This is a genomic window from Oceanobacillus sp. CAU 1775 (assembly GCF_054482815.1).
In genome coordinates this window covers 421180-447706 of the sequence record NZ_JBTLRO010000002.1, presented here as the reverse complement: position 1 = coordinate 447706, position 26527 = coordinate 421180, and the positions used below count along the sequence as shown (strand labels likewise).

The following is a 26527-nucleotide window of genomic DNA, read 5'->3' as shown; positions in this document are numbered from 1 at the left end:
AATGCCCCAATTCTTTTTAAAAGAAAGGGGTATTTTTTTGTTTCGTCACTTATTAAAAACAGAGAATCGACCAGATTTAGCTTTATTATTTATCATTCTAGCATTATTAATTATTGGTGTTGTCATGGTATATAGTGCCTCACATGTTTGGTCACTGTATAAGTTCGATGACGGTACTTATTATGTGAAACGACAGTTATTATTTGCGGGTGCAGGTGTTATCGGAATGTTCCTCTTTATGGTCATTCCATATTATACATGGAGGAAATATGCCCCCGTTATTTTAATTGTCTGCTTTGTATTATTGATTGCTGTGCTAATACCAGGTGTGGGTTTAAAAAGAGGTGGAGCACAAAGTTGGATTGGTATTGGTGCTTTTAGTATACAACCTTCCGAGTTTATGAAATTAGGATTAATTATTTTCTTGGCAACATTATTAGTGAATAAGCAAAAGTATATTACTTCATTTACCCAAGGATTTTTACCTTGCTTATTACTTGTTTTTACAGCATTTGGATTCATAATGTTGCAACCTGATCTTGGGACAGGTTTAGTGCTTGTCTTAACATGTATGACAATGATCTTTGTTGCAGGTGCAAAAATCTCTCATTTTATTGGGTTAGGACTTCTCGGATTGGTAGGCTTCACTTTACTCATACTATCTGCTCCATATCGAATAAGCCGAATAACTGCATTCTTAAATCCATGGGAAGACCCACTTGGAGATGGTTTTCAAATTATCCAATCCTTATATGCGATTGGGCCAGGGGGTTTTATGGGGTTAGGACTTGGAAATAGTTTACAAAAATATTTTTATTTGCCTGAACCTCAAACAGACTTTATCTTTGCAATTATTGCAGAAGAGCTAGGCTTTATCGGCGGAACGACAATTATTATCCTCTTTTTTCTCCTTCTATGGCGGGGAATTAAATTATCTTTAGCTTCCACAGATGCTTTTGCTCGTTATTTATCGCTAGGAATCGTTGCGATGCTTGCTATTCAAGCAATGATTAATATAAGTGTCGTTATCGGTCTTATTCCAGTAACAGGAATTACTTTACCATTCCTTAGTTATGGTGGTTCTTCACTAACGTTAACATTATGCTCAGTAGGGATTTTACTTAACATAAGTATCCATACGAGGGTATGAAATTTAAAGATTGAACCAAAAAAAGAAAATCACTTAAAAAAGTGAGAACTATGTGAAGTAAACGCTATGAAAACTAGGAATCTATGATATAATTCTAATATCTCTTTTTATAAAGTAATTTTACCTTACTAAATTAGAAATATATAAAAAAAGAATAGTAAATTGATAAAGGAAGAAATGGAGATGGAGAAGAATAAAAAGAATATCGTTTCTATCGAAGATCGTATTCCAAAATTAAAAGAAGCACGAAAGAAAAAAGCAAATCGACGCTTAGTTTTTTATTTAAGTATCTTCTTCCTTTTAATTCTAATAATCGTCTATTTACAATCTCCTTTAAGTCAAGTTAAAACGATTGATGTTCAAAATAATTCTTTTATTTCTGATGATGAAGTTGTAGAGATTTCTGGTATTAAAATTGATAGTAATATTTGGTCACTTGATTTTGAAAACATGGAGGCCATTTTAAAAGGTAATCCAATTATTGATGAAGTATCAATTGAAAGACAGCTTCCAAATACGGTTGTATTCGAAGTAACGGAAAAAAGAATCGTTTCTTTTTTTGAGCAAGGCGCTTCCTACTATCCTGTATTAGAAAATGGAACTGTTTTAACTGAAGCAGAATTTAAGGAGTTTAATGGACAAGCACCACTGATGGTTGGGTTTACAGATACAGAAAACTTAAGTATCATAGCAAGTGAACTCAATAAGTTATCTGATGAGATTTTGTCTCTTATATCTGAGATTCATCAATTACCTGAGGATAATAATCAGAGTACAGTAATGATGTATATGAATGATGGATTTGTCGTAAAAGCAGCAACCAGGAATTTCTCAGAGGGAATGAGTGCTTACCCTTCTGTAGTTGCACAATTAGATCCAGAAACTAACGGAATGATTCATGTTGGTGTTGGAGTTTATTTCGAAGAATTTATTGAAGAAACTGAAGATGATCTTGAAACAGAAGAAGATGCAGAAGTAGAATAATGTATTTTCACGACATAATCTATACGCTGTATACGAACAGTTATATGTACAAAGGCGTAAGCGCCCGTTCAGCGACGTACAAACTGGAGTACTTCGCAATGAGATAAAGGAAACACGGCGAGGTACGAGCTGATGTTGACTTATCGATTGGAGGAGTACGAAGTTTGATAGTCGTTGGGCGCTGAAGCCGGACGTGGCTATCCTTCACTCGAAGAGTTATCCACAAATTTCATGTTCTATACTGTTCTTTATATCAAGAAAAATTTATTTGATAGCTAAATAAAGGGAATTCACTTAATGATGTTGAAATAGATAGTAATTGTATATTATTACTAATGAATTTCAACCATCGTTAACTTATAATTAGATAAAATATTAATTTAAACAGAGATGTCTTATTGGGAGGTGCCTTTTCTTGAATAATAGTGAAATTCTTGTGAGCCTAGATATAGGTACTACAAAAATTAAAGTAATTATTGGAGAAGTATTAAATGACTCACTTAATATAATCGGAGTAGGAACTGCTAAATCACTAGGAATGAAAAAAGGGGCAATCGTTGATATTGACCAGACCGTTCAATCGATTCGCAACGCGATCGAGCAAGCGGAACGTATGGTTGGTATGCAAATTGAAAGAGTTGTCGTAGGGATAAACGGGAATCATATAAGATTGCAACCTTGCCATGGTGTAGTTGCAGTACAAAGTGATAATAGAGAAATCAATGAAGAAGATATCACAAGAGTAATCGATGGAGCACAGGTAGTATCTATCCCACCAGAGCGCGAAATCGTCGATGTTATTCCACAACAATTTATTGTAGATGGACTTGAAGATATTAATGATCCTAGAGGTATGATAGGTGTTCGTCTAGAGATGGAAGGTACACTTATTACTTGTTCTAAGACAGTGTTACATAATACATTGAAGTGTGTAGAACTAGCTGGCTTAGAAATTTCTGATATTTGTTTATCCCCACTTGCTTCAGGTGCAATTGCACTATCAAGTGATGAGAAAAATATGGGAGTTGCTCTGATTGACATAGGTGGTGGATCTACTACTGTTTCAATCTTTGAAAACGATCATATTGTCGAAACAAATGTTATCCCATTAGGTGGAGACAATATTACGAAGGACTTAGCAATAGGCCTTAGAACCTCTACAGAAGAAGCAGAGGAAATAAAACTTAATTACGGTCATGCATTTTATGAAGATGCACAGGAAGATGAAACATTTGAGGTTTCAATTATTGGCAGTAATGTAAGACAAACATATAATCAACAACAGATTGCAGATATGATTGAAGCTAGATTAGAAGAAATATTTGCTTTTGCTGAAAGAGAAATTAATCGAATGGGCTTTCAAGAGTTACCCGGAGGACATGTGCTAACTGGTGGAACGATGGCAATGCCAGGTACGTTAGACCTTGCACAAAACATGTTTTACTCTAATGTTAGAGTGGCAATTCCAGATTACATAGGAGTTAGGGAACCACATTTTACTACTGGAGTTGGTATCTTGCAATTTGCTTATCGAAATGCGAAAATACAAGGTAAACGTATTTACCCAGCAGTAACTAGCTTAGAACAAGAATCGAAATCGAAACGAAATATAAAACAACCAAAGTCTAAAGAAGAAAAAGGAAATAAACAGAAAAAAGACTCTGGAATTGCTAATTTTTTCAAATACTTCTTTGATTAAATTAATAGGTTTAGGATTAATCGGCCTCTTATAAATTAGCTTCTGGAATGCTTGTTATTTTGCGGATTAGGAGGAACAAAGTATGTTAGAGTTTGATACGAACATGGAAGAACTTGCTAAAATAAAAGTAGTTGGGGTTGGTGGCGGAGGAAATAACGCTGTTAACCGTATGATTGAACATGGGGTAGAAGGTGTTGAATTTATTACAGTAAACACAGATGCTCAAGCTTTGAATCTATCAAAAGCTGAAATTAAAGTACAAATCGGTACAAAATTAACCCGTGGTCTTGGAGCGGGTGCAAATCCAGAAGTAGGTAAAAAAGCTGCAGAAGAAAGTAGAGAGCAGTTAGAAGAAGTTCTTTCTGGAGCAGACATGATTTTTGTTACAGCAGGTATGGGTGGAGGAACTGGAACTGGAGCAGCACCGGTTATTGCACAAGTTGCAAAAGAATTAGGTGCATTAACAGTAGGTGTAGTTACTCGTCCATTCTCATTTGAAGGAAAAAGACGTTCTAATCAAGCTGTTTCAGGGATTGATACATTAAAAAGCAATGTAGATACACTTATTGTGATTCCAAATGATCGTTTATTAGAAATCGTAGACAAAAATACACCAATGCTAGAAGCTTTCCGTGAAGCGGATAATATTCTAAGACAAGGTGTTCAAGGTATCTCGGACCTAATTGCTAAACCAGGTCTAATTAACGTGGACTTTGCGGACGTTAAAACCATTATGTATGATAAAGGTTCAGCATTAATGGGTATCGGTGTTGCAACTGGTGAAACACGCGCAACGGAAGCAGCGAAGAAAGCTATTTCTTCTCCACTTCTTGAAACTTCAATTGATGGTGCACACGGTATTCTTATGAATATTACTGGTGGTACGAACTTGAGTCTATATGAAGTTCAGGAAGCAGCAGATCTTGTAACAAATGCTGCAGACGAAGAAGTTAACGTTATCTTCGGTTCTGTTATTAATGAAAGCCTAAATGATGAAATTATTGTAACAGTAATTGCTACTGGATTTGATGAAACCGTTCAAAAAGCAGAAGCTTCAAGACGCGATATTCGTCCAACAATTGCTCAAAAGCAGCAAGCAGCAACACGCGCACCTGAAGAACCAACGCAGCGTGAACAACCAACACAACAACGACCAAAACAGGAAGAGGACGAGCTAGACATCCCAACATTCCTAAGAAATCGTAACCGTAATCGCTAATTAATTAAATAATAATAAAAAGCAGAATGGAACCTATCCATTCTGCTTTTTTGATGTCCAAAATATAAATATTTGTTGGAAGTTTTAAAAACATACATATTCATCGACAGGGGCCGCATATTTTAGTGAAAAGAAGTTATTTACTGCATACAAGAACTGACAGACTTTGCTGAGTAGGTAAGCTATACTTCTTTTTAACAGATAGTCTATGTTGAAACATATTGGACAGATTTCATCCACTTAACAACATTGAACTTTAACAAAGCCAACACATAAGAATAAAAGTTTTGCTAAAGGAGTGACAAGTTGTCTATCTACCTTGATTCAGTATGGCTATTAAATATTCTACTGGATTACATGTTGTTAGCACTAACTAATAAACTAACTAAAATAAATATCAAACAATCTAGATTAATACTAGGTGCTCTTGTTGCATCCATGATGGTACCACTCACAATATATTTTCCTGACACCTTCGTTACGATACTTCCATTCAAAATAATGTTCTCAATGCTCATCATCTTTACGACATTTGGTTTTAAAAATATCATTCGATTCATGAAGCTATTATTTATGTTTTATTTCATTAGTTTTTCTGTTGGAGGAGGGCTTATCGCAATTCATTTTATTCTTAATAATCCAGTAGCTGCAAGCAATACAGGGATACTTACTTATAACTTAGGTTTCGGGGATCCTATTAGTTGGTTATTTGTTATATGTTTTTTCCCATTGGTTTGGTTTTTTACCAAACAGCGCATGGACAAGCACGTTCAAGCGGAAATTCGATACGATTCATTTTATGATGTAAAAATCACTATTAAAGGTACAACACACGAAACACCAGGATTTGTCGATAGTGGTAACCAGCTTACAGATCCATTTACAAAAAAACCTGTCGTTATCTGTGATGAAGCGTATTTATTAAACTGGTTTGAAGCTACAGACTGGAAACTCTTAAAGCAGGCGTATGAGAATTGGGAGATGGAAAAGATTCCAAGTAATTGGATAGATTCAATCGTTGTCATACCATATCAAGGTGTAGAAGGGGGGGATGGATTTATCTTTGCGATTAAACCTGATCTTTTAACAATTGATTATGGGTCCCAAGGAATTCATACCAAACATGTCTTAGTTGGAATTAAATTTGGTCAACTAACGTCTGATGCAAGTTATCACTGTCTCTTACAACCAGAATTAATAAAGGCAGCTACTGAATATACAGCATAACAGAAAGGAAAGGATAATTAATGTGGAAGATTCGATTGCGTTTATATTGGTATAAATTGCTATTTAAATTAAAATTAAAGTCTCCAGAAATTTATTACATCGGTGGAAAAGAAGCACTACCACCGCCACTGTCGAAGCAAGAAGAGCATGAATTATTAAAGTTGCTTCCTACTGGAGATAAATCAGCCCGAGCATTATTGATTGAAAGAAATCTCCGTCTTGTTGTATATATTGCAAGGAAGTTTGAAAACACAGGTATCAATATTGAAGATCTCATCAGTATTGGGACGATCGGCCTCATTAAAGCAGTTAATACATTTAAACCCGAGAAAAAGATCAAACTAGCAACATATGCCTCAAGATGTATAGAAAATGAAATTTTAATGCATTTGCGAAGAACAAATAAGTTAAAATCAGAGATATCTTTTGATGAACCATTAAATATTGATTGGGATGGAAATGAACTACTATTGTCAGATGTTTTAGGAACAGAAGAAGATATCATTACTAAAAATTTAGAAACGATGGTCGATAAAAACTTATTAAACTCCGCATTATCACAGTTAAATAAAAGAGAGCAACAAATCATGTTTTTAAGATTTGGTTTACATGGACAAGAAGAGAAAACACAGAAAGATGTTGCCGATATGTTAGGGATTTCGCAATCATATATCTCTAGATTAGAAAAGAAAATTATCCGCAGGCTTCAAAAAGAATTTAATAAGATGGTCTAGCCTTACTACATGTAGTTTTGTCGTATATTTACCAATTTCTACATGATTACCCTCTGCATAAAAAGTCGATTACGGGGAGATACTGACCTTGAACAGTATCATCGACTGGGAGGGTTGAGTAGATATGGCTAGACATAAAGTAGAAATATGTGGAGTAGATACATCGAAGTTGCCTGTATTAAAAAATGACGAAATGAAGAAGTTATTTATCAGGCTGCAACAAGAGAACGACTTATCAGCTAGAGAAGAGCTGGTAAATGGGAATCTCCGTCTCGTTTTGAGCGTCATCCAACGATTTAATAATCGCGGCGAATATGTAGATGATTTATTTCAAGTTGGATGTATTGGACTAATGAAATCAATAGATAACTTTGATTTAGGTCATAATGTTCGTTTTTCAACCTATGCAGTACCAATGATTATCGGTGAAATCCGCCGCTATCTTCGGGATAACAACCCAATTAGAGTTTCAAGGTCTTTAAGAGATATTGCATATAAATCTTTACAAGCTCGAGAGTTACTTATGAATAAAACGTCGAGAGAGCCTACACATAAGGAAATTGCTGAGGAGACAGGAATACCTGAAGTAGATATTGTTTTTGCGCTTGATGCAATCCAAGATCCTGTTTCTTTGTTCGAACCGATTTATAATGATGGTGGCGACCCAATCTATGTTCTTGATCAAATAAGTGATGAGAAGGATAAAGCCTCATCTTGGGATGATAATATATCGTTGAAAGAAGGTATGATTCAGTTAAATGCAAGAGAAAAATTAATTTTAAATAAACGGTTCTTTCAAGGAAAAACTCAAATGGAAGTTGCAGACGAGATAGGTATTTCTCAAGCTCAAGTTTCTAGATTAGAAAAGGCAGCAATTAAACAAATGAATAAGCGAATGTTTGAATAGAAATAAATGAGAAGAGGCAGGCGATATGCTTGCTTCTTCTTTTATTTTCTATTTAATGAAAAATGTAATTTATGGTGCATATAAATAGTAGTAGAGAGGTGAGGAAATGGTTCGATTATCTGAATTACAATTAAAAGAGGTTATTTCGGTTGTTGATGGTAGAAGATTGGGGTTTATAACGGACTTAGAGATTGATGTGCGCACTGGTAAGGTACGTTCTTTGATTTTGGCTGACCCCGAGAATAAAGGGCATCTGTTTGGTAAAGGAGAAGAAGTCGCTGTCCTTTGGAATCAGATTTTACGGATTGGCTCTGATGTTATTTTAATCAAAGAAATTCATGGTCAAACAACAATTATGCCCTCTGTTGTTAGGTAAACTGCCATTATACGATAAATATGCGTCATATTATGTTAAAATAGAACGAGATAGAGGAGGCGAAGCTTGGAAATGGAACCGTTTGTATTAAAAGATGAGCAATATTTACAATTAGAAAACATGCAGCAAGACAACCATCATTTAATTGCAGGATTTACTACGAAAAATGGCGGAAGAAGTAAAGGAGATTTTTCAAGCTTTAACTTAGGCCTTCACGTACATGATAATGAAAAAGATGTTTTAGCTAATAGAGAAATTCTTAGCAAAATAACAGGATTCGCACTCGATGATTGGGTAGCTGGTGAACAAACACATGGTACAAAAGTAAAGGTAGTTGGAACAGATGACAAAGGTTGCGGGGCGAAAACTACTGCAACTGCTTTAAAAGATATTGACGGCTTAGTAACCAAGGAAAAAGGAATTTTACTTACCGCATTTTTTGCTGATTGTATTCCACTATATTTCTTTGACCCACTAGAAGGCATTGTTGGAATTGCACATGCTGGTTGGAAAGGAACTGTTGGAGAGATAGCAAAGCAAGTAGTATCTGTATTTCAGCGACAAGGTTCGAAGCTTGAAAATATTCAAGTAACCATCGGACCAGGAATATCTAAAGATTATTACGAGGTTGATCAGCGAATTGTCGATTTTATTGAACCAAGCTTTTATGACAAAGTATTAACAGAAAAGCAGAATCAGCACTTTTTATTAGATTTAAAGGCATTAAATAGAGAAATTCTTTTAAATTGCGGCATATTAAGGCATAATATAGATACTACAAATTATTGTACACATCGTGATGAATCTTTATTTTTTTCTCATCGACGTGATAATGGAAAAACTGGTAGAATGCTAGCATTTATAGGATTAATTGAATAAGTTTTAAAGGAGTAGGAAAATAGAAATGGTAGTTGCAAGAAATTTGGAGAAGATTAATAATAATATTATAGCTGCTTGTGAAAGAAAAAATAGAAATATGGAAGAAATTACATTAATAGCAGTAACAAAATATGTTACAATTGAACGAAATAAGGAAATGCTCGAAGCAGGAATCACACATTTTGGAGAAAATCGTAATGAAGGTTTTCTTGAAAAGTATGAAACTGTTGGCGATGCTGCTACTTGGCACTTTATCGGTACACTACAGACGAGAAAAGTTAAAGAAATAATCGACAAAGTAGATATGATTCATTCGCTCGATCGTGTTTCTTTAGCAAAAGAAATCAATAAGCGGGCAGACCGTGTCATCGATTGTTTTGTGCAAGTGAATGTTAGCGAAGAAGAAACAAAGCATGGCCTTCGTATCGACGAAGTACAACCTTTCATAAAAGAAATTGAAAAGTTTGAAAAGGTTCGAGTGGTTGGCTTGATGACGATGGCTCCACATATTGAGGATAAGCAAGAGATCCGTGAAGTGTTTATTCAACTTAGAGAACTACGTGATGCAATAAGAACTGAAAATTATGGACATGCTCCTTGTAATTATTTATCCATGGGAATGAGCAATGATTATGAGATTGCTGTTGAAGAAGGCGCGACACATATTCGAGTTGGTTCTAAGTTAGTGGAAGAATAAGTTTAATAAATTCTTATGATAACTGAGGTGACAAGATGAGCATTAAAAGCAAATTCAAAAATTACTTTTCAATGGACGATGAGTACGAATATGAGTATATTGAAGAAGACGAACTTCCAGAGAAAGTAAGCCCTAAAGTTAAAAGCAATAATGTAGTTAACCTTCAAGGTGTTCCACAGCCAACCCAAAAGGTTGTCCTTTGTGAGCCAAGATCTTATGGTGAAGTACAGGAAATTGCAGATAATATCGTCAATAAACGTGCAGTTGTTATAAATTTACAAAGAGTTGATAATCAACAAGCTAAAAGGATTGTAGATTTTTTAAGTGGTACAGTTTATGCGGTAAATGGTGATATTCAAAAGCTAGGTGCTGAAACATTTCTGTGTACACCTGATAACGTCGACGTTACAGGATCAATTACAGAAGTTTATCAAGATGATGATGAATTTTAAAAAGGATGGTTATAATTAATGATTCAACTCTTTAATTTATTACAATTAGCATTAACAATTTACACGTTTTCTTTAATTATATATATTTTCATGTCTTGGTTCCCCGGTGCGCGTGAATCTTCATTTGGTATGATGTTGGGTCGTATCTGTGAACCGTATTTAGAAATCTTTAGAAAATTTATTCCCCCACTAGGAATGATTGACCTATCTCCAATCGTAGGTATAATTGTGTTAAACTTAGCAGGACGAGGGTTATACACATTTTTCCAAATGTTTTTATTTTAAAGGAAGTATGAAATGGATATTTATCAACATTTTCGTAAAGAAGAACAACCTTTTATTGACCAAGTGATGTCTTGGAAAGACGAAGTAGAACAAACATATATACCAAGATTAACTGATTTTCTTGATCCTAGAGAACAACAAATAGTCACCATGATTATCGGTGAAACGAATGAAGAATTAAAACTCTATTACTCTGGTGGATCAGCATATGCTGAAAGAAAGCGTATGATAATTGCTCCGTTCTATGAAGAAATCTCTGAAGAAGCTTTTCAATTATCTATCCTTGAAGCAAGATATGAAGAGAAATTCATTACTCTTACGCACCGTGATGTGATGGGTGCATTTCTCTCATTAGGTGTAATAAGAGAAAAACTTGGAGATATCTACGTTAAATCAGGAAAGCTTCAAATCATCGTGACAAGTGAAATTTCACAGTATGTTATCATGAATCTTTTATCTATAAAAAATGCAAAAGTTAATTTAAAAGAAGTACCAGTTACTTCGCTAATAGATCATAAGCCAAATTGGTTGGAATCAACAAAAACGGTATCATCCATGAGACTAGATGTGATTCTAAAAGAAATCTATCGTATTTCTAGAAAAGATGCTCAACAAGCAATTGAAAAACAACGTGTGAAAGTTAATCATAAAGTTGTTCAAGATAATAAGTTTGCTTTACAAGAAGGGGATATGATTTCTCTTATAGGTAAGGGCCGAAGTAAAGTAGTCAGTATTGCTGGGCAAACACGAAAAGAAAAATGGCGAATAACGACAGCAACGCTGCAATAGATTTTACCTCAGGCAGGACAATTTGTATTCTTGTTGAATAAAGTATAGAAGTCAAAAATTATCATAAATCGTAAAAGGAGGTGGCCACTGTGCCATTATCACCATTAGATATCCATAATAAGGAATTTACGAATAAATTTCGTGGATTTGACGAAGATGAAGTAAATGAGTTTTTAGATCGCGTCGTAAAAGATTACGAAATTGTTATTCGCGAAAAGAAAGCTTTGGAAGAACAAGTGAAACAAATGGAAGAAAGACTTGGACATTTCACAAACATTGAAGAAACGCTAAACAAATCAATTCTTGTTGCACAAGAAACTGCTGAAGATGTTAGAGCCAATGCAATGAAGGAATCAAAATTAATTATTAAAGAAGCAGAGAAAAATGCAGACAGAATCATTAATGAAGCTTTAAGTAAATCAAGAAGAATTGCGATGGATGTTGAAGAACTGAAGAAACAAGCCAAAGTGTTCAGAACTCGCTTGAAGATGATTGTTGAAGCTCAATTGGAAATGATTGAGACAGATGATTGGGAAGAACTATTTAGTGAAGAAATCAGTGATGAAGAGGAATTAATGCAGAACAACGCTTAGTTCTTGACGTTATTATAAATTTTACATATAATTCATATATCTTAAAAGAATCCAGAAATACGTTGACGGAGACAGTATAGAAGTATTTTTTCTAATTAGCGAATCAGGGTTGGTGCGAGCCTGATAGAAATTACTTTTGGAAAATCACTCCCGATGTAGTCATTGTGAAATAACAGTAACGATGAACGGTTAGTCACCGTTAACAGATTTTGAGTGAATTTAAATGGTCATATTTAAATTTATAAGGGTGGTACCGCGAGTCTTCTCGTCCCTTTCCAGGGATGGAGAGGGCTTTTTTTATAGCTATAATTAAAGAAATCTTATAAATGAATTGAAAGATAATTTAGGAGGAAATTCAATGGATTATAAAGAGACATTATTGATGCCAAAAACGGAATTCCCAATGCGTGGAAATCTACCAAACAAAGAACCTGAAAGACAGAAAAAGTGGGAAGAAGAAAAAATTTATGAACAAGTATTAGAACGAACAAAAGGTCGTCCACTATTTAACCTGCATGATGGACCTCCATATGCTAACGGTGATCTTCATATTGGTCATGCACTAAATAAAGTGCTAAAAGATATGATTAACCGTTACAAATCAATGACTGGTTATCATGCACCATATATTCCAGGTTGGGATACGCATGGTCTACCTATCGAAACAGCTTTGACTAAAAATAAAAAAATCAAAAGAAAAGAAATGCCAATTGCTGAATTTAGAAAGCTATGTGAAGAGTACGCATTGGACCAAGTTGATAAACAACGTACACAGTTCAAAGGCTTAGGAGTTCGTGGTGACTGGGATAATCCATACATCACGTTGACAAAGGATTATGAAGCAGCTCAAATTAAAGTTTTTGGTGAAATGGCGAAGAAGGGCTACATCTATAAGGCTCTAAAACCAGTATATTGGTCACCATCTTCTGAATCAGCATTAGCTGAAGCTGAAATTGAATACTATGATAAGCGCTCACCGTCTATTTATGTATCTTTTGATGTGACAGATGGTAAGGGAGTATTAGAAACTGGAGATAAAATTATTATCTGGACAACGACTCCTTGGACATTACCTGCGAACCTTGGGATTAGCTTACATCCAGATTTAGAATATGTTGTTGCAAAGGTAAAAGATGAAAGATATGTCGTTGCTAAAGCATTGTTAGAAGAAGTTGCAGAAGAGTTAGGCTGGGAAAATCATGAAGTTGTGAAAAACTTTAAAGGTGAAGAAGCGGATAAAGTAGTGGCTAAACATCCATTCTATGACCGTGATTCACTTGTTATGTTGGGAGACCATGTAACAACTGACGCTGGTACTGGTTGTGTTCATACAGCACCAGGACATGGTGAAGATGACTTCTACGTTAGCCAAAAATATGGAATTTACGCTTTATCTCCTGTAGATGATAAAGGTGTATTTACAGAAGAAGCTCCAGGATTTGAAGGCTTGTTCTATGACACTGCAAATAAAGCAATTACTGAAAAATTGGAAGAAGTAGGTGCGTTATTAAAACTAGACTTCATTACGCACTCTTATCCACATGACTGGAGAACAAAGAAACCTACGATTTTCCGTGCAACACCACAATGGTTTGCGTCTATTAAAGACTTTAGATCAGACATTTTAGATGAAATTAAAGAAGTTAAATGGTATCCAAACTGGGGCGAAACGAGACTATATAATATGGTTCGTGATCGTCAAGACTGGGTAATTTCTAGACAGCGTACATGGGGTGTTCCTATCCCTGTTTTCTATGGTGAAGATGGAGAACCAATTATTACTGAGGAAACAGTGAATCATGTATCTGAATTATTCAAAGAGCATGGGTCAAATGTGTGGTTTGAAAGAGAAGCTAAGGACTTACTTCCAGAAGGATTTACTTCAGAACATAGCCCGAACGGAACCTTTACAAAAGAAACAGACATTATGGATGTATGGTTTGATTCAGGATCTTCTCATGAAGGTGTCCTAATGAATCGTGAAGACCACCAGCGTCCTGCAGATATTTATCTAGAAGGTAGTGACCAATATCGTGGTTGGTTTAACTCTTCCATTTCTACTGCAGTTGCTGTAACAGGTAAAGCTCCATATAAAGCAATCATTAGTCACGGATTTGTTTTAGATGGTAATGGCCGTAAAATGAGTAAGTCTTTAGGGAACGTTATTCTTCCAGGTAAAGTTCAAAAGCAATTGGGTGCAGATATTTTACGTCTATGGGTTTCTTCTGTGGATTATCAAGCTGACGTAAGAATTTCAGATGATATTCTAAAGCAAACTTCAGAAGCTTATCGTAAAATTAGAAACACCTTCCGTTTTATGCTAGGTAACTTGGCAGATTTTGATCCTGCCAAAGATAGTGTGCCAGAAGCAGAAATGGAAGAAGTAGACTTATTCATGCTTAAACGTTTACAGGAAGTGTTAAAAGAATCAAGAAATTCGTATGAAGCTTATGAATTCTCACCAATTTTCCATCAAATTCATAACTTTAGTTCTGTAGACTTAAGCTCATTCTATTTAGACTTTGCTAAAGATATTCTTTATATTGAGAGTCCAAATAATAAACGTCGTCGTAGCATTCAAACAGCTTACTATGAAATTTTAACGACGCTTGTAAAATTACTAACGCCAATTATTCCACATACTGCAGAAGAAGTGTGGGAGTATATTCCAGGAGTTAAAGAAAGTAGTGTTCAATTAACAGATATCCCTGAACCAAGAGAAATTACTGGTTTTGATGAAGAAAAATGGAATCATTTTATGAATGTTCGTGATGACGTTCTTAAAGCTTTAGAAGAAGCTAGAAATGAAAAGTTAATTGGAAAACCTTTAGAAGCGAAAGTAACATTAGTACCACGTGATGAAGAGACGAAAAACGTCTTAGAATCTATGGAGCATTTACACCAATTCTTAATTGTATCAGGTGCTGATATTGTTGAAGCAGACGAAGATGCTAAAGAATATAAATATGTAAATGTAAAAGTAGAAGTACATCCAGGAGAGAAATGTGAACGTTGTTGGGTTGCTTCTGAGACAGTAGGAGAAGATCCTGAGCATTCAACACTTTGTACACGTTGTGCAGAGGTAGTAAAAGAGCATTATCAAGCTTAAATAAAAAGAGCTGGGACATGAGTTAATTTGATACTTGTGTCTCAGCTTCTTTTTGTTTGATAGCGATTCTTCTTGTATTTCAAGGGCGTAACATATAAGATAAATAATGATAAAATAATTTTTACTGTCGCATGCTGGAGGAACAGAATGTTAAAATATTATATAATTGCACTCATTTTAATAATAATTGATCAGGTTACTAAATGGCTTATTGTCGTTAACATGGAAATTGGTGAAAGAATTACGATTATAGAGGATTTTTTCTACCTACTCTCCCATAGAAATAGCGGAGCAGCCTGGGGTATTCTACAAGGACAAATGCTGTTTTTCTACATTATAACTATTTTTGTTATTATAATGATTGTGTATTACATGCAGAAGTACGCGAAGAATAATACGCTTTTGGCAATCGGGCTTAGCTTTATTCTTGGTGGTGCAATTGGAAACTTTATTGATCGTTTGTTAAGGCAAGAAGTAGTAGACTTTGCAAGTTTCATTATTGTTAATTATAATTTTCCGATCTTTAATGTCGCCGATTCAGCTCTAACAATTGGTGTTGTACTCGTATTTATTGCAATGATTGTAGAAGAAATTAATGAAAGAAAGAAGGCTAAGAATAAAAAATGAGTTCTTTTAACCATATTGTAACCGACGAAGAAAAGAAGCAACGAATTGATAAGCTTTTAACAGAACTAAATCCCGACCTTTCGAGATCCCAAATTCAGACATGGATTGAAGAGGGAAATGTTGAAGTAAATAATAAAGTTATAAAAGCGAATTATAAAGTAGCTGCAGGTGATGATGTACAATGGACGATACCTGAAGTGAAACAATTAGAAATTGGAGCGGAAAATATCCCACTTGATATTGTTTATGAGGATAGTGATTTATTAGTAGTAAATAAGGCGCGTGGAATGGTTGTGCATCCGTCCGCTGGACACGGTTCAGGGACACTAGTTAATGCGTTGTTACACCATTGTGACGATCTATCAGGCATCCATGGCGTTGAACGTCCTGGTATTGTCCATCGTATAGATAAAGACACTAGTGGCTTGCTAGTAGTTGCTAAAAACGATAAAGCACATATCGGACTTTCGGAACAATTTGCTAATCGCGAGGTTGAGCGAAAATATGTCGCACTTGTACATGGTGAAATCCCCCACGAGACAGGGATGATTGATGCTCCAATTGGTAGAGATCCAAAAAATAGACAGCGTATGGCTGTAATCGATAATGGAAAACCAGCAATCACACATTTTACTGTGCTAGAGCGCTATCCAGATTACACTTATATAGAATGTAAATTGGAAACTGGAAGAACTCATCAAATTAGAGTGCATATGAGATATATTGAATTTCCACTAGTTGGTGATCCATTATATGGTCCAAGAAAAACACTTGATCTTGGCGGACAAGCTTTACATGCGAAATCTATTGGATTTATTCACCCAATTAAGAAGGAATGGATGCAATTTGAAGCAGATATTCCAGCTTATTTTCAAGATACTTTGAACTTTATTGAGAAGATGTCTTGACAGGCATTCATTTGTTTGAAATAATGAGAAACAGTAGAAAATGATATTATATTCGTAGCCCTTTAAATATAGTCCTGTGAGACTAAAAAGGAACCATACGTTTTAAGTTATTTATTGTATGTATGTTCCCTTTTTTCTTAACAGGAAAAAGGGATTTTTTATTGAAATATGATTGATTTGAGAAGGGAATGGACAAATTGAAGAAGAAAGCTGTAGTTTTAGATGCTGCTGCAATGAATAGAGCATTAACTAGAATGGCTCATGAGATTCTCGAGAAAAATAAAGGAGCAGATGATCTAATCCTTGTAGGAATCAAAACAAGAGGTGTCCCTTTAGCGAAACAATTACAACAAAAAATTGCAGATATTGAAAATGTCACTGTACCAATCGGTGAATTAGATATTACATTGTATAGAGATGATTTAACGACAGTAAGTCCGAATAAAGAACCAGAGCTTAAATCAACAAGTATTGATGTAGCAATTACTGGTAAGCGTATTGTTCTAGTAGATGATGTGTTATTTACAGGAAGAACGGTTCGAGCTGCGATGGATGCAGTTATCGACATAGGGAGACCTTCACAAATTCAATTAGGTGTGCTCATTGATCGCGGCCACCGTGAATTACCTATACGTGCAGACTATGTTGGCAAAAACATCCCAACATCTGATAAAGAAGTAATTGTTGTCCATTTAAATGAAATCGATAATGAAGAAAAAGTAGAGATATATGAACAGTAACTAATCAAAGGCGGAAGCACCCGGTTAGCAACGTACAAACTGTAGCGCTTCGCAATGAGATAAAGGAAACACGACGATCGAAGAGAGTCGATGTTGACTTTCACCACAAGGGTATAAGTGCGACTAAGCCTCTCGCAAGCGAATCGGCAAGTCTTCTTTATCGATTGGAGAAGTGTGAAGTTTGATAGTTGCTGGGTGCTGTAGCCGGACGTGGCTGTTTATGCAAATGAGTTTTCACAGCTTTAAATTTTGTGTTTTTAATAGAACAACTGAACTTTTAATTAAATCCAGAGAGATTTAAAAGGTTGAGGAAATGATGTCATGTTTTTATTTAAACATGATAACCTTCTTGCAACCTTTTGCAAGAAGGTTTTTTTATAAAGAATTCATTGATTAAATAGTAGGAAGTATAAACTTAGCTTCGGAAAATATACGAAGACTCCGAGATGAAAGGCAACGGTGAGCCGCCCGCGGAAAGCGAAGTATATTTCCGAAGCGGTGTCCTAGCTCCATACCTATAGAGCATCAAAAATTGAATACAAAATAAACTTACATGAAGAAATTGGAGGAAAAATATGGAACATTTTATTTCAGTAGACCAATTGTCAAAAGCACGTATTTATTCAATTTTAGAAAAGGCTGAAGCGTATCGCAATCGAACATTTAAGTTAAAAGATCCCATTTTTGCAGCAAATTTATTTTTCGAACCGAGCACACGAACAAAAATGAGTTTTGTAGTAGCAGAAAAAAAGTTAGGTCTTAGTAACCTTGAATTGAGCACAAATACTTCAAGTGTAGTAAAGGGAGAGTCGCTTTATGATACGGCTAAAACTTTCGAGGCGATTGGAGCTAACTTACTAATTATTAGACATGGATCCGATAACTGGTTTGAAGAATTTCAGGGTAAGTTCTCGATTCCAATCATAAACGCTGGAGCAGGTTCTGCAGAGCATCCGACACAAACAATGTTAGACCTTTTAACCATCTATCAAGAATTCGGTGGTTTTACAGGACTGAAAATCGCAATTGTAGGTGATGTGAAACATAGTAGAGTAGCGGCATCAGATGCCATGGCGTTAAAGAAAATGGGTGCAGATGTATACTTTAGTGCATTACCAGGTTTAGAGAGAGATAGCACAGAGTATCCTAATATACCAATTGACGAGGCAGTTGAAATTTGCGATGTCATTATGTTGTTAAGAGTTCAGCATGAAAGACATAAAGATTCCATTGGTACGTCAGACTATCTAGAAAAATATGGTTTAACAAAAGAAAGAGAAAGCAGAATGAAACCTGCTGCGATTATTATGCATCCAGCTCCTATCAATCGAGGAGTAGAAATTGATTCTGATCTCGTGGAATGTGGTCGCTCACGAATATTTAAACAAATGGAAAATGGTGTATTCGTACGCATGGCCATCATTACTGACATATTAAAAAATTGGGGGATTATACATGAAACTACTGTTGAGAAATTCCAAACTATTATCAGCAACTGATGAATTACAAGATTGTGAGATATTAATCGAGAATGGTCGTATCATAAAAATAGAAGAAAAGATAGAAGAAGCAGCAGATCGAGAAATTGATTGTGAAGGAAAACTTGCCTTGCCAGGATTTATTGATGTTCATATCCATTTACGTGAACCTGGTGGAGAAGCGAAAGAAACGATTAAATCAGGAACACTAGCAGCTGCACGTGGAGGTTTTACAACGGTTTGTGCAATGCCAAATACAAATCCAGTTCCAGATGATGTTTCAACATTAACAACTTTACTTGAAAAAATTAATGAAGATGCTGTTGTAAGAGTATTACCTTATGCTTCCATCACTAAAGGTTTAAAAGGGGAAGAGCGGACAGATATTAAAGCACTAAGTGAAGCTGGAGCATTTGCATTTACTGACGATGGTGTGGGGATTCAAACGGCAGATGATATGTTACAAGCAATGAAAGAAGCAGCATCAGTCGGTAAATCGATCGTTGCCCATTGCGAAGATAATTCACTCATTTATGGTGGGGTGCTACATGATGGGGAAGTAAGTACAAGATTAAATTTACCTGGAATACCATCGATTAGTGAGTCTGTACAAATTGCAAGAGATATTCTATTAGCTGAGAAAGCTGGTTGTCACTACCATGTTTGTCATGTAAGTACGAAAGAATCTGTAAGAGTAATTAGAGATGGTAAGAGAGCTGGAGTAAATGTTACAGCAGAAGTAAGCCCACACCATTTATTATTAAATGAAGCGGATATTACTGAAGACAATGCTGATTTAAAAATGAATCCACCGTTAAGAGCAAAGGAAGATCAAGCAGCATTACTAGAAGGATTATTAGATGGCACGTTGGACTTCATTGCAACTGACCATGCACCACATACTACAGAAGAAAAGGCGAGTGGATTCATGCAGGCGCCATTTGGAATCGTTGGTCTAGAAACAGCATTTCCATTGCTATACACACACCTCGTTCAGACTGGTAAATTAACTTTGAATGAATTAGTAAAACATTTAACTGTAAATCCTGCTGATGTTTTTAACTTACCTTATGGTCAACTTGCTGAGGGAGAGATTGCAGATATTGTGATTGTAGATTTAGAGAATGAGTTTACAATCGATCGAAATGAATTTTATTCAAAAGGTAAAAACACACCATTTGATGGTTGGAAGGTAAAAGGAAACCCAGTTTTAACAATAGTAAATGGTGAAATTGTCTATTCAGCTTCTAAATAAAGGGAGGTTAACGTTGTTATGAGAAAAACAAAAATGAAAGTAATCGAAGTAAATGAAATTGCGTTAGATACCTTCGAAATTATTTTAGAAGATGAATATATTACTAGCCAAGCAGTTCCGGGTCAATTTATTTATATCGCACTTCCTGGATTTACGCTACGTAGACCGATTTCTATTGCGGATATAAACAAAGAAAAACAGCAATTAACGATTCTTTTTAAGAAGCTAGGTAAAGGTACAGAAAAACTTGCACTTGTTGCAAAAGATACGGAATTAGATGTGTTAGGACCAAATGGTAATGGATTTCCATTAGATGTGAGTGCTAGTAGTACAGTTGTTTTAATTGGTGGAGGAATTGGTGTGCCACCTCTCTATTACCTTGGACGCAAACTTAAAGAACGTGGTATAGATGTGAAAGCAGTACTAGGCTTCCAAACGAAAGCAGCAATATTTTATGAAAAACAGTTTAAAGAATTAGGAGAAACAATCATTGTAACTGATGATGGTACATATGGTGAAACGGGTTTTGTGACTGATGTAATTGATCAGTTACCTGCGTTCCAAACATATTACTCATGTGGGCCAACTGGTATGCTAAAAGCTGTGAAAGAAAAACTTCATGACACACAGGGGTATATTTCACTGGAGGAAAGAATGGGTTGTGGCGTTGGAGCATGCTCTGCTTGCTTTATCCCTTCAACAAATAAAGAAGGATTCATGAAAATTTGTCATGATGGACCAGTATTTCGGGCTAAGGAGGTTATTTTATGACAAATTTAAAAGTTTCACTACCTGGATTAGAGTTAAAAAATCCATTAATGCCTGCATCAGGTTGTTTTGCTTTCGGAAGAGAATATAGCAAATTCTATGACCTTGGTAAACTAGGTGCAGTAATTATGAAAGCTGCAACTGGAGAAGCTAGATTAGGAAATCCCACTCCAAGAGTTGCTGAGACAGATAGTGGAATGCTAAATGCTATTGGTTTGCAAAATCCTGGTGTGGATAAAATCATTGCAGAAGAAGTTCCTTTTCTTGCACAATTTGATACCCAGATTATTGCTAATATAGCTGGAAGCACAATTGAAGAATATGAAGAAGTAGCTAGAAAATTTAATAGCACTTCAGATGTAGCCGCACTGGAACTAAATATATCTTGCCCGAATGTAAAAGAAGGTGGCATTCAATTTGGAACGGATCCAGGTATGGCGAAGGAAGTTACTGAGAGAGTAATTGCTGCAAGTGATAAGCCGGTTTATGTAAAACTTTCTCCTAACGTTACAGATATTGTATCAATGGCAAAAGCAGTAGAGGAAGCAGGAGCTGCTGGATTAACAATGATAAATACATTAACTGGGATGCAAATTCATCTACCGTCGAGAAAGCCTTTAATTGCGAATAAAACAGGTGGATTATCAGGTCCAGCGATTAAGCCAATTGCAATACGCATGATTTATGAAGTGAAACAACAAGTGTCTATTCCGATTATTGGCATGGGAGGAATTACGAATGCAGAGGATGTATTGGAATTTCTCTTAGCAGGTGCAAGCGCAGTAGCAGTTGGAACAGCTAACTTCAGCAATCCGTTTGTTTTACCAGAAATTATTGAAGAATTGCCAGCAGTACTTAATAAATACGGCTTTTCTTCTGTTGAAGAAGTAATTGCAAAGGGGATGTCTGTATGAATACTTCACTTTATATTGCTCTAGACTTTCCGACTGGAGAAGAGGCATTACATTTCCTTCAAGTTCACGGTCTTCAACAAGCACCAGTAAAGGTAGGAATGGAATTATTTTATCGGGAAGGTCCGAAAATTATTGAAAAGTTGAAAGAAAATAACCATCCTATTTTTCTAGATTTAAAGTTGCATGATATTCCAACAACTGTCTATAAAGCAATGCAAAATATTGCTAAATTGGATGTAGATATTATTAACGTCCATGCACTTGGTGGGAAAGAAATGATCACAAGAGCAAAAGAAGGGCTGTTGCAAGGTGGAGCAGATCATACGAAACTTATTGCCGTTACTATCTTAACCTCAATGAATGAAACGACGATGAATCAAGAATTAAATCTATCTGGTACCGTTGAAAATCAGGTAACAAATTTAGCAACACTATCGAAAGAGAGCGGAGCTGATGGTGTTGTTTGCTCTGTTTTGGAAGTAGAAAATATTAAAAGCAAATGTGGTAAAGATTTCCTCACCGTTACCCCAGGTATTCGATTAGCAAACACAACTGTTAACGATCAAAAAAGGATTGCCACTCCAAGTTTTGCAAAGAACGCGGGAGCTGATTATTTAGTTGTTGGTAGAGGAATAACCCAAGCAGATGATCCAAAAGTAGCTTATAAAGAATTCTTGAAGGAGATTGAAATTCATGACAATTAGTGAAGGAATCGAGCATGATTTACTGGAAATTGAAGCTGTACAACTTCGGCCTGATAACTATTTTACTTGGACATCAGGAATAAGATCACCGATCTACTGTGATAATCGCCTAATTATGTCGTATCCAGAAGTACGAAATAAAGTTATAGAAGCATTTGTAAAGATAATGGAAGAAAAACAATTTAAACCTGATGTTATTGCAGGTTGTGCAACAGCTGGCATTCCACATGCTGCATGGTTAAGTGAAAGATTAAATTTACCTATGGCTTATGTAAGATCAAAGCCTAAAGGTCATGGAAAGGGCAACCAAATTGAAGGTATAATTCAACCTGGACAAAAAGTGTTAGTTATTGAAGACTTAATTTCAACAGGTGGTTCTTCTATCGAGTCTGCAAAAGCTATAGAGTCAGCTGGTGGAGAAGTAATTAGTGTGCTTGCCATTTTTTCCTATGGGTTAAAGCAAGCAAAGGAAAATTTTAAGAATGCTGATTTTAATTTTACGACAATAACTAATTTTGATAAATTATTAGAAGCGTTAATGGAAACACAACAAATGACGATAGAAGAAAAAAATACAATGACCTCATGGAGAGATCAACTTGTATTCTGATTGCTTACAATCTCTACACACTGATAATAGGTGAATTTTACGGTATAATTAAAGATAAAGTAAATTCACAGCAAGGGTGTTTGAACAATGAGAATCCAAGACTATGAACTATTATTAAAATTAGAAGAAGTTGGTACGATTCGAGGTACAGCGAAAGTTATCCTTATCTCACAACCAGCTGTAACGCAACGATTACGGTATATTGAGGAATATTTTGGTGTTGGTATCTTCTTAAGAACACAAAAACGCCTCAAGCTAACTCCTGCTGGGGAAATACTTCTCGAGCATGCCAGAGAAATTGTAGAAAAAGAAAAAATGATTATGAATAAGTTAGCTAAATCGAGTAACGAAGTACAAGGGACATTATCGATTGCTTGCTCATCCCTTATTAGCCAGCGGTTTCTACCTGCAATCTTAGGAGAATATACAAGTGCGTATCCAAAGGTTGCAGTCGATTTGGTGACTGGAATCAGTGAAGATATTAAAAGAGACCATAAAGATTATGACGTCTGTATTATCCGCGGCGAAAAATTGAAAGATAGTGTTTGTGTGAGGCTATTTGACGATCCGTTATATATTTTTGATACAGAGCCATTTCCTGATAATGTAATAAAAGAAAGACCTTTAATATCTTTTAAAAGTGATGACAGCATGCATGAGCTTGTCGATCATTGGCTCTATCATCACCAAGGTTTGATTAAGCCTGAAAAAACAATGACTGTTGATCAAATAGAAACGTGTAAGCAATTTATGAAGCAAGGAATTGGCATGGCTGTCTTACCGAAAAGCGTCTCTGCCTCTCTAATGAATGACTACCCACATTTACCTTTAACAGTTGAGGGAAAACCAGTAACTAGAGACACATGGGTCTGTTATCAAGAAGGAGCAAAAGAACTACCACAAGTAAATCATTTTATTGAAGCCATCACAGCAACAGAATTCCTTTAATCTTTTACACTATTAAGAAATAAGAAGAACAAAATTAGCTTCGGAAATATACGAAGACTCCTGCGGGATGGAAGGCAACGGTGAGACCCCGCAAGTCGCTTGCGACTGAGGAGGCTCACCAGCCGCCCGCGGAAAGCGAAGTATATTTCCGAAGCGGGTTGACACTCATAATAACTCTGATGTTTAACATAATTATATCTGTGGAAGAGTTAATAGTAAGTTAAAGGAGGAGTTTCAATGAGTGATATACTTTTTACATCTAGTGCAACTGCAAAAAACGGCCGTAGCGGACATGTGAAGTCTTCTGATGGAATTATCGATTTACAGTTAGTAGATCCAAATGGAAAAGATGACTCTCCAGGCTCTAACCCAGAACAATTATTTGCAGCTGGCTATGCAGCTTGCTTTGATGGAGCACTGAATTTAATGGCTTCCAAACAAGATAAAAAAATTGATTCAACGACAACAGCTGAAGTTAGCTTAATGAAAGATAAATCAGATGGTGGCGTAAAGATACAAGTAGCATTAAATGTAGAGATTAGTGGTGTTAGTCCAGAAGAGGCTGATGAACTCGTACAGGCTGCTCATGATTTTTGCCCATATTCGAAAGCGACAAGAGGAAATATTGACGTAAAGTTAACACCACAAGCAATAGAATAAATAATTAAAAATAATGCCCATTTGAGGAGGGAATTTAATCTCTTCAAATGGGCATTTCTTATTATTTTTTTCTGGATTTCACAAAGTCAGATGTCGGTGTCACAAAAATTGTTTTTTGATTATCATAGATTACATAACCTGGTTTAGCGCCATTTGGTTTTTTTACATGGCGTACAAGCGTATAATCGACAGGAACGGAAGATGAATTTTGTGACTTACTAAAATATGCTGCGAGCATTGCTGCTTCATTTAGCGTTTCATCACTTGGATCTGTTGAACGAATAACTACATGAGATCCTGGAATATCCTTCGTGTGTAACCAAACCTCATTTCGATGGGCAAGCTTCGTTGTAAGAAATTCATTTTGTTTATTGTTTTTACCAACAAGAATTTCTGTACCGTCTGTCGACACGTATTTTTCTGGGTTTGGTTTAGTAACTTTCTTCTTCTTCGAGAATTTCTGTTTTTTAAGATAACCCTCTTCACGCAATTCTTCGCGTATTTCTTCTATATCTTCTACACCTGCAACTTCAATTTGCTGAAGTAGCTGATCAAAATAATCCACTTCTAGTTTCGTTTTCTCGATTTCTTTTTCTACAACTATTTTTGAGTTTTTTAATTTTTGGTAGGTTTTAAAGTATCTTTGTGCATTTTCACTTGGTGTAAGATTTGGATTCAACTCAATAGTCATCTCTGATTGTTCAGGATCATAGTAATCAAGTACTTGAACAGAAGTATCTCCTTTACTGACCAAATGGAGATGTGCGGTTAATAATTCACCTGTCTTTTGGTAATGCTGTGCATTTTCTGCTTTTTGCAATGTCTGTTGATGCTTTTTAAGTTTTCTTTCATTTTTCTTACTTTCATTTTTAATAAATCTCGATAAATCTTTTGCTTGCTGCTTTACACGGTCTCTTTCTGCTTTACCAGAATAGAAGTTATCTAGCATATCGTTTACGGAATCAAATTTTAGAATATCAGCTTTTAAATGTGTGATTTCAAGAACATGAAAGTCTTCTCGCTCATTTTTATATATCGCTGGATTGTATTTTTGATTGATAATTGGTTGATTAACTTCTTCAAATTTTTCCTGATAAATTTGCGGTGAGCCTAGTTTCGCTCGATGAATGATTTCTTTAGCGATAAATGGAGAATATCCATCAAGTTGTTGGACTAACTGTTGATCTATTTTACCTGCGTTAAAATCTAATCTCCGAACGAGTTCTTCACCTGACGTTTCTAGTGGATTCATTTTATTTTGTTCAGGCGGCTTTATATAGTCATGCCCTGGTAAAATGGTACGGAATCTATTTTGAGAGATAGGGACATGTTTCATGCTGTCAATTATTTTTTCATTTTCTTTATTAACTAGCACAACATTACTATGTCTTCCCATTAATTCGATGATTAGTTTCTTTTCACTTTCATCACCGATTTCATTTTTTGTCTGCAAGAAAATAGTAATAACTCTTTCCAAGCCATCTTGTTCGATTTTATCAATGACGGCACCGCTTAAATGTTTTCTAAGAACCATACAAAACATTGGTGGTTCTTTGGGATTCACATACGTATCATTTGTTATATGCATACGAGCATAGGTAGGATGTATCGACAATAACAATGTGTGATTTTTGCCTTGGCTGCGTATTGTTAATAAGACTTCAGTAGGTGTTGGTTGATAAACTTTAGACACTCTACCAGGTATTAGCTGTTCAATTACTTCATTTGTTACCGCTCTGGTAACTATTCCATCAAATGGCATCTCATCACCTCAACGGTAATTATAGCATTATTTAAAGTGTAGATACATATATA

27 protein-coding genes and 1 other annotated feature are annotated in these 26527 nt (G+C 35.6%); of the genes, 26 read left to right on the top strand and 1 reads right to left on the bottom strand.

Annotated elements, in window-relative coordinates; translation table 11 throughout:
- The first annotated feature begins 37 nt into the window (after positions 1 to 37).
- From spoVE to ACXYMZ_RS05360, 26 genes are all read left to right on the top strand, one after another.
- Positions 38 to 1150 carry a stage V sporulation protein E gene (gene spoVE / locus ACXYMZ_RS05485; RefSeq protein ID WP_458947355.1) on the top strand — a complete coding sequence of 371 codons (1113 nt, stop codon included), beginning with the start codon at positions 38 to 40 and terminating at the stop codon, positions 1148 to 1150.
- 183 nt (positions 1151 to 1333) lie between these two features.
- Positions 1334 to 2134 carry a cell division protein FtsQ/DivIB gene (locus ACXYMZ_RS05480; protein WP_458947354.1) on the top strand — a complete coding sequence of 267 codons (801 nt, stop codon included), beginning with the start codon at positions 1334 to 1336 and terminating at the stop codon, positions 2132 to 2134.
- Between the two features lie 415 nt (positions 2135 to 2549).
- Complete coding sequence (gene ftsA / locus ACXYMZ_RS05475; RefSeq protein ID WP_458947353.1) at positions 2550 to 3833, top strand: cell division protein FtsA; 1284 nt, start codon at positions 2550 to 2552, stop codon at positions 3831 to 3833.
- 82 nt (positions 3834 to 3915) lie between these two features.
- A complete protein-coding gene (gene ftsZ, locus ACXYMZ_RS05470) occupies positions 3916 to 5052 on the top strand; it encodes a cell division protein FtsZ (protein WP_458947352.1) in 1137 nt (378 codons plus the stop codon).
- Positions 5053 to 5358: 306 nt separating this feature from the next.
- On the top strand, positions 5359 to 6279 hold the full coding sequence (gene spoIIGA / locus ACXYMZ_RS05465; protein ID WP_458947351.1) for a sigma-E processing peptidase SpoIIGA: 921 nt from the start codon (positions 5359 to 5361) through the stop codon (positions 6277 to 6279).
- Between the two features lie 20 nt (positions 6280 to 6299).
- Positions 6300 to 7013, top strand: coding sequence for an RNA polymerase sporulation sigma factor SigE (gene sigE / locus ACXYMZ_RS05460; protein ID WP_458947350.1), 714 nt, complete (start codon positions 6300 to 6302; stop codon positions 7011 to 7013).
- Positions 7014 to 7137: 124 nt separating this feature from the next.
- The gene (gene sigG, locus ACXYMZ_RS05455; protein WP_458947349.1) at positions 7138 to 7920 is read left to right on the top strand and encodes an RNA polymerase sporulation sigma factor SigG; all 783 of its coding nucleotides are present in this window, start codon (positions 7138 to 7140) and stop codon (positions 7918 to 7920) included.
- A gap of 106 nt (positions 7921 to 8026) precedes the next feature.
- Positions 8027 to 8296, top strand: a complete 270-nt coding sequence (locus ACXYMZ_RS05450) for a YlmC/YmxH family sporulation protein (RefSeq protein WP_458947348.1) — start codon at positions 8027 to 8029, stop codon at positions 8294 to 8296.
- Positions 8297 to 8368: 72 nt separating this feature from the next.
- Positions 8369 to 9175, top strand: a complete 807-nt coding sequence (pgeF, locus tag ACXYMZ_RS05445) for a peptidoglycan editing factor PgeF (RefSeq protein WP_458947496.1) — start codon at positions 8369 to 8371, stop codon at positions 9173 to 9175.
- A gap of 25 nt (positions 9176 to 9200) precedes the next feature.
- Complete coding sequence (locus ACXYMZ_RS05440) at positions 9201 to 9872, top strand: YggS family pyridoxal phosphate-dependent enzyme (RefSeq protein WP_458947347.1); 672 nt, start codon at positions 9201 to 9203, stop codon at positions 9870 to 9872.
- Between the two features lie 35 nt (positions 9873 to 9907).
- Complete coding sequence (locus ACXYMZ_RS05435; RefSeq protein WP_458947346.1) at positions 9908 to 10324, top strand: cell division protein SepF; 417 nt, start codon at positions 9908 to 9910, stop codon at positions 10322 to 10324.
- An 18-nt stretch (positions 10325 to 10342) separates the two neighbouring features.
- Positions 10343 to 10609: a YggT family protein gene (locus ACXYMZ_RS05430; RefSeq protein ID WP_458947345.1), complete on the top strand. Its 267-nt coding sequence runs from the start codon at positions 10343 to 10345 to the stop codon at positions 10607 to 10609.
- Between the two features lie 12 nt (positions 10610 to 10621).
- Positions 10622 to 11398 (top strand): YlmH family RNA-binding protein, encoded by a 777-nt coding sequence (locus ACXYMZ_RS05425; protein WP_458947344.1) that lies wholly within the window; start codon positions 10622 to 10624, stop codon positions 11396 to 11398.
- Between the two features lie 89 nt (positions 11399 to 11487).
- Positions 11488 to 11991 (top strand): DivIVA domain-containing protein, encoded by a 504-nt coding sequence (locus ACXYMZ_RS05420; RefSeq protein WP_458947343.1) that lies wholly within the window; start codon positions 11488 to 11490, stop codon positions 11989 to 11991.
- A gap of 53 nt (positions 11992 to 12044) precedes the next feature.
- Positions 12045 to 12267: a binding site (T-box leader), on the top strand.
- An 82-nt stretch (positions 12268 to 12349) separates the two neighbouring features.
- Positions 12350 to 15100 (top strand): isoleucine--tRNA ligase, encoded by a 2751-nt coding sequence (gene ileS / locus ACXYMZ_RS05415; protein WP_458947342.1) that lies wholly within the window; start codon positions 12350 to 12352, stop codon positions 15098 to 15100.
- A gap of 147 nt (positions 15101 to 15247) precedes the next feature.
- Positions 15248 to 15727: a signal peptidase II gene (gene lspA / locus ACXYMZ_RS05410; RefSeq protein WP_458947341.1), complete on the top strand. Its 480-nt coding sequence runs from the start codon at positions 15248 to 15250 to the stop codon at positions 15725 to 15727.
- Entirely contained in the window at positions 15724 to 16635 is a 912-nt protein-coding gene (locus ACXYMZ_RS05405) for an RluA family pseudouridine synthase (protein ID WP_458947340.1), read from the top strand. The genes lspA and ACXYMZ_RS05405 overlap by 4 nt, the downstream gene beginning before the upstream one ends.
- 197 nt (positions 16636 to 16832) lie before the next feature.
- Positions 16833 to 17375, top strand: a complete 543-nt coding sequence (gene pyrR, locus ACXYMZ_RS05400; RefSeq protein WP_458947339.1) for a bifunctional pyr operon transcriptional regulator/uracil phosphoribosyltransferase PyrR — start codon at positions 16833 to 16835, stop codon at positions 17373 to 17375.
- Positions 17376 to 17950: 575 nt separating this feature from the next.
- A complete protein-coding gene (locus tag ACXYMZ_RS05395; protein WP_458947338.1) occupies positions 17951 to 18874 on the top strand; it encodes an aspartate carbamoyltransferase catalytic subunit in 924 nt (307 codons plus the stop codon).
- Positions 18831 to 20108 (top strand): dihydroorotase, encoded by a 1278-nt coding sequence (locus ACXYMZ_RS05390; RefSeq protein ID WP_458947337.1) that lies wholly within the window; start codon positions 18831 to 18833, stop codon positions 20106 to 20108. The genes ACXYMZ_RS05395 and ACXYMZ_RS05390 overlap by 44 nt, the downstream gene beginning before the upstream one ends.
- Before the next feature lie 18 nt (positions 20109 to 20126).
- Positions 20127 to 20879 (top strand): dihydroorotate dehydrogenase electron transfer subunit, encoded by a 753-nt coding sequence (locus tag ACXYMZ_RS05385; protein ID WP_458947336.1) that lies wholly within the window; start codon positions 20127 to 20129, stop codon positions 20877 to 20879.
- The gene (locus tag ACXYMZ_RS05380) at positions 20876 to 21790 is read left to right on the top strand and encodes a dihydroorotate dehydrogenase (protein ID WP_458947335.1); all 915 of its coding nucleotides are present in this window, start codon (positions 20876 to 20878) and stop codon (positions 21788 to 21790) included. The genes ACXYMZ_RS05385 and ACXYMZ_RS05380 overlap by 4 nt, the downstream gene beginning before the upstream one ends.
- Positions 21787 to 22494 carry an orotidine-5'-phosphate decarboxylase gene (gene pyrF, locus ACXYMZ_RS05375; RefSeq protein ID WP_458947334.1) on the top strand — a complete coding sequence of 236 codons (708 nt, stop codon included), beginning with the start codon at positions 21787 to 21789 and terminating at the stop codon, positions 22492 to 22494. The genes ACXYMZ_RS05380 and pyrF overlap by 4 nt, the downstream gene beginning before the upstream one ends.
- Positions 22484 to 23104, top strand: coding sequence for an orotate phosphoribosyltransferase (gene pyrE, locus ACXYMZ_RS05370; protein WP_458947333.1), 621 nt, complete (start codon positions 22484 to 22486; stop codon positions 23102 to 23104). Before pyrF ends, pyrE begins: the two co-directional genes overlap by 11 nt.
- A gap of 87 nt (positions 23105 to 23191) precedes the next feature.
- Entirely contained in the window at positions 23192 to 24052 is an 861-nt protein-coding gene (locus tag ACXYMZ_RS05365) for a LysR family transcriptional regulator (RefSeq protein WP_458947332.1), read from the top strand.
- Positions 24053 to 24289: 237 nt separating this feature from the next.
- On the top strand, positions 24290 to 24712 hold the full coding sequence (locus ACXYMZ_RS05360) for an organic hydroperoxide resistance protein (RefSeq protein WP_458947331.1): 423 nt from the start codon (positions 24290 to 24292) through the stop codon (positions 24710 to 24712).
- 61 nt (positions 24713 to 24773) lie between these two features.
- On the opposite strand, the gene ACXYMZ_RS05355 is transcribed toward ACXYMZ_RS05360, so the two are convergent.
- Positions 24774 to 26474: an Rqc2 family fibronectin-binding protein gene (locus ACXYMZ_RS05355; protein ID WP_458947330.1), complete on the bottom strand. Its 1701-nt coding sequence runs from the start codon at positions 26472 to 26474 to the stop codon at positions 24774 to 24776.
- Positions 26475 to 26527 lie beyond the last annotated feature (53 nt).

Bases quoted from the DNA above. Each gene is read 5' to 3' on its own strand.
- ACXYMZ_RS05480 (WP_458947354.1), top strand. From the start codon at position 1,334: ATGGAGAAGAATAAAAAGAATATCGTTTCTATCGAAGATCGTATTCCA.
- ftsZ (WP_458947352.1), top strand. From the start codon at position 3,916: ATGTTAGAGTTTGATACGAACATGGAAGAACTTGCTAAAATAAAAGTA.
- sigE (WP_458947350.1), top strand. From the start codon at position 6,300: ATGTGGAAGATTCGATTGCGTTTATATTGGTATAAATTGCTATTTAAA.
- sigG (WP_458947349.1), top strand. From the start codon at position 7,138: ATGGCTAGACATAAAGTAGAAATATGTGGAGTAGATACATCGAAGTTG.
- ACXYMZ_RS05450 (WP_458947348.1), top strand. From the start codon at position 8,027: ATGGTTCGATTATCTGAATTACAATTAAAAGAGGTTATTTCGGTTGTT.
- pgeF (WP_458947496.1), top strand. From the start codon at position 8,369: ATGGAACCGTTTGTATTAAAAGATGAGCAATATTTACAATTAGAAAAC.
- ACXYMZ_RS05440 (WP_458947347.1), top strand. From the start codon at position 9,201: ATGGTAGTTGCAAGAAATTTGGAGAAGATTAATAATAATATTATAGCT.
- ACXYMZ_RS05435 (WP_458947346.1), top strand. From the start codon at position 9,908: ATGAGCATTAAAAGCAAATTCAAAAATTACTTTTCAATGGACGATGAG.
- ACXYMZ_RS05430 (WP_458947345.1), top strand. From the start codon at position 10,343: ATGATTCAACTCTTTAATTTATTACAATTAGCATTAACAATTTACACG.
- ACXYMZ_RS05425 (WP_458947344.1), top strand. From the start codon at position 10,622: ATGGATATTTATCAACATTTTCGTAAAGAAGAACAACCTTTTATTGAC.
- ileS (WP_458947342.1), top strand. From the start codon at position 12,350: ATGGATTATAAAGAGACATTATTGATGCCAAAAACGGAATTCCCAATG.
- lspA (WP_458947341.1), top strand. From the start codon at position 15,248: ATGTTAAAATATTATATAATTGCACTCATTTTAATAATAATTGATCAG.
- ACXYMZ_RS05405 (WP_458947340.1), top strand. From the start codon at position 15,724: ATGAGTTCTTTTAACCATATTGTAACCGACGAAGAAAAGAAGCAACGA.
- ACXYMZ_RS05395 (WP_458947338.1), top strand. From the start codon at position 17,951: ATGGAACATTTTATTTCAGTAGACCAATTGTCAAAAGCACGTATTTAT.
- ACXYMZ_RS05390 (WP_458947337.1), top strand. From the start codon at position 18,831: ATGAAACTACTGTTGAGAAATTCCAAACTATTATCAGCAACTGATGAA.
- ACXYMZ_RS05385 (WP_458947336.1), top strand. From the start codon at position 20,127: ATGAGAAAAACAAAAATGAAAGTAATCGAAGTAAATGAAATTGCGTTA.
- ACXYMZ_RS05380 (WP_458947335.1), top strand. From the start codon at position 20,876: ATGACAAATTTAAAAGTTTCACTACCTGGATTAGAGTTAAAAAATCCA.
- pyrF (WP_458947334.1), top strand. From the start codon at position 21,787: ATGAATACTTCACTTTATATTGCTCTAGACTTTCCGACTGGAGAAGAG.
- pyrE (WP_458947333.1), top strand. From the start codon at position 22,484: ATGACAATTAGTGAAGGAATCGAGCATGATTTACTGGAAATTGAAGCT.
- ACXYMZ_RS05365 (WP_458947332.1), top strand. From the start codon at position 23,192: ATGAGAATCCAAGACTATGAACTATTATTAAAATTAGAAGAAGTTGGT.
- ACXYMZ_RS05360 (WP_458947331.1), top strand. From the start codon at position 24,290: ATGAGTGATATACTTTTTACATCTAGTGCAACTGCAAAAAACGGCCGT.
- ACXYMZ_RS05355 (WP_458947330.1), bottom strand. From the start codon at position 26,474: ATGCCATTTGATGGAATAGTTACCAGAGCGGTAACAAATGAAGTAATT.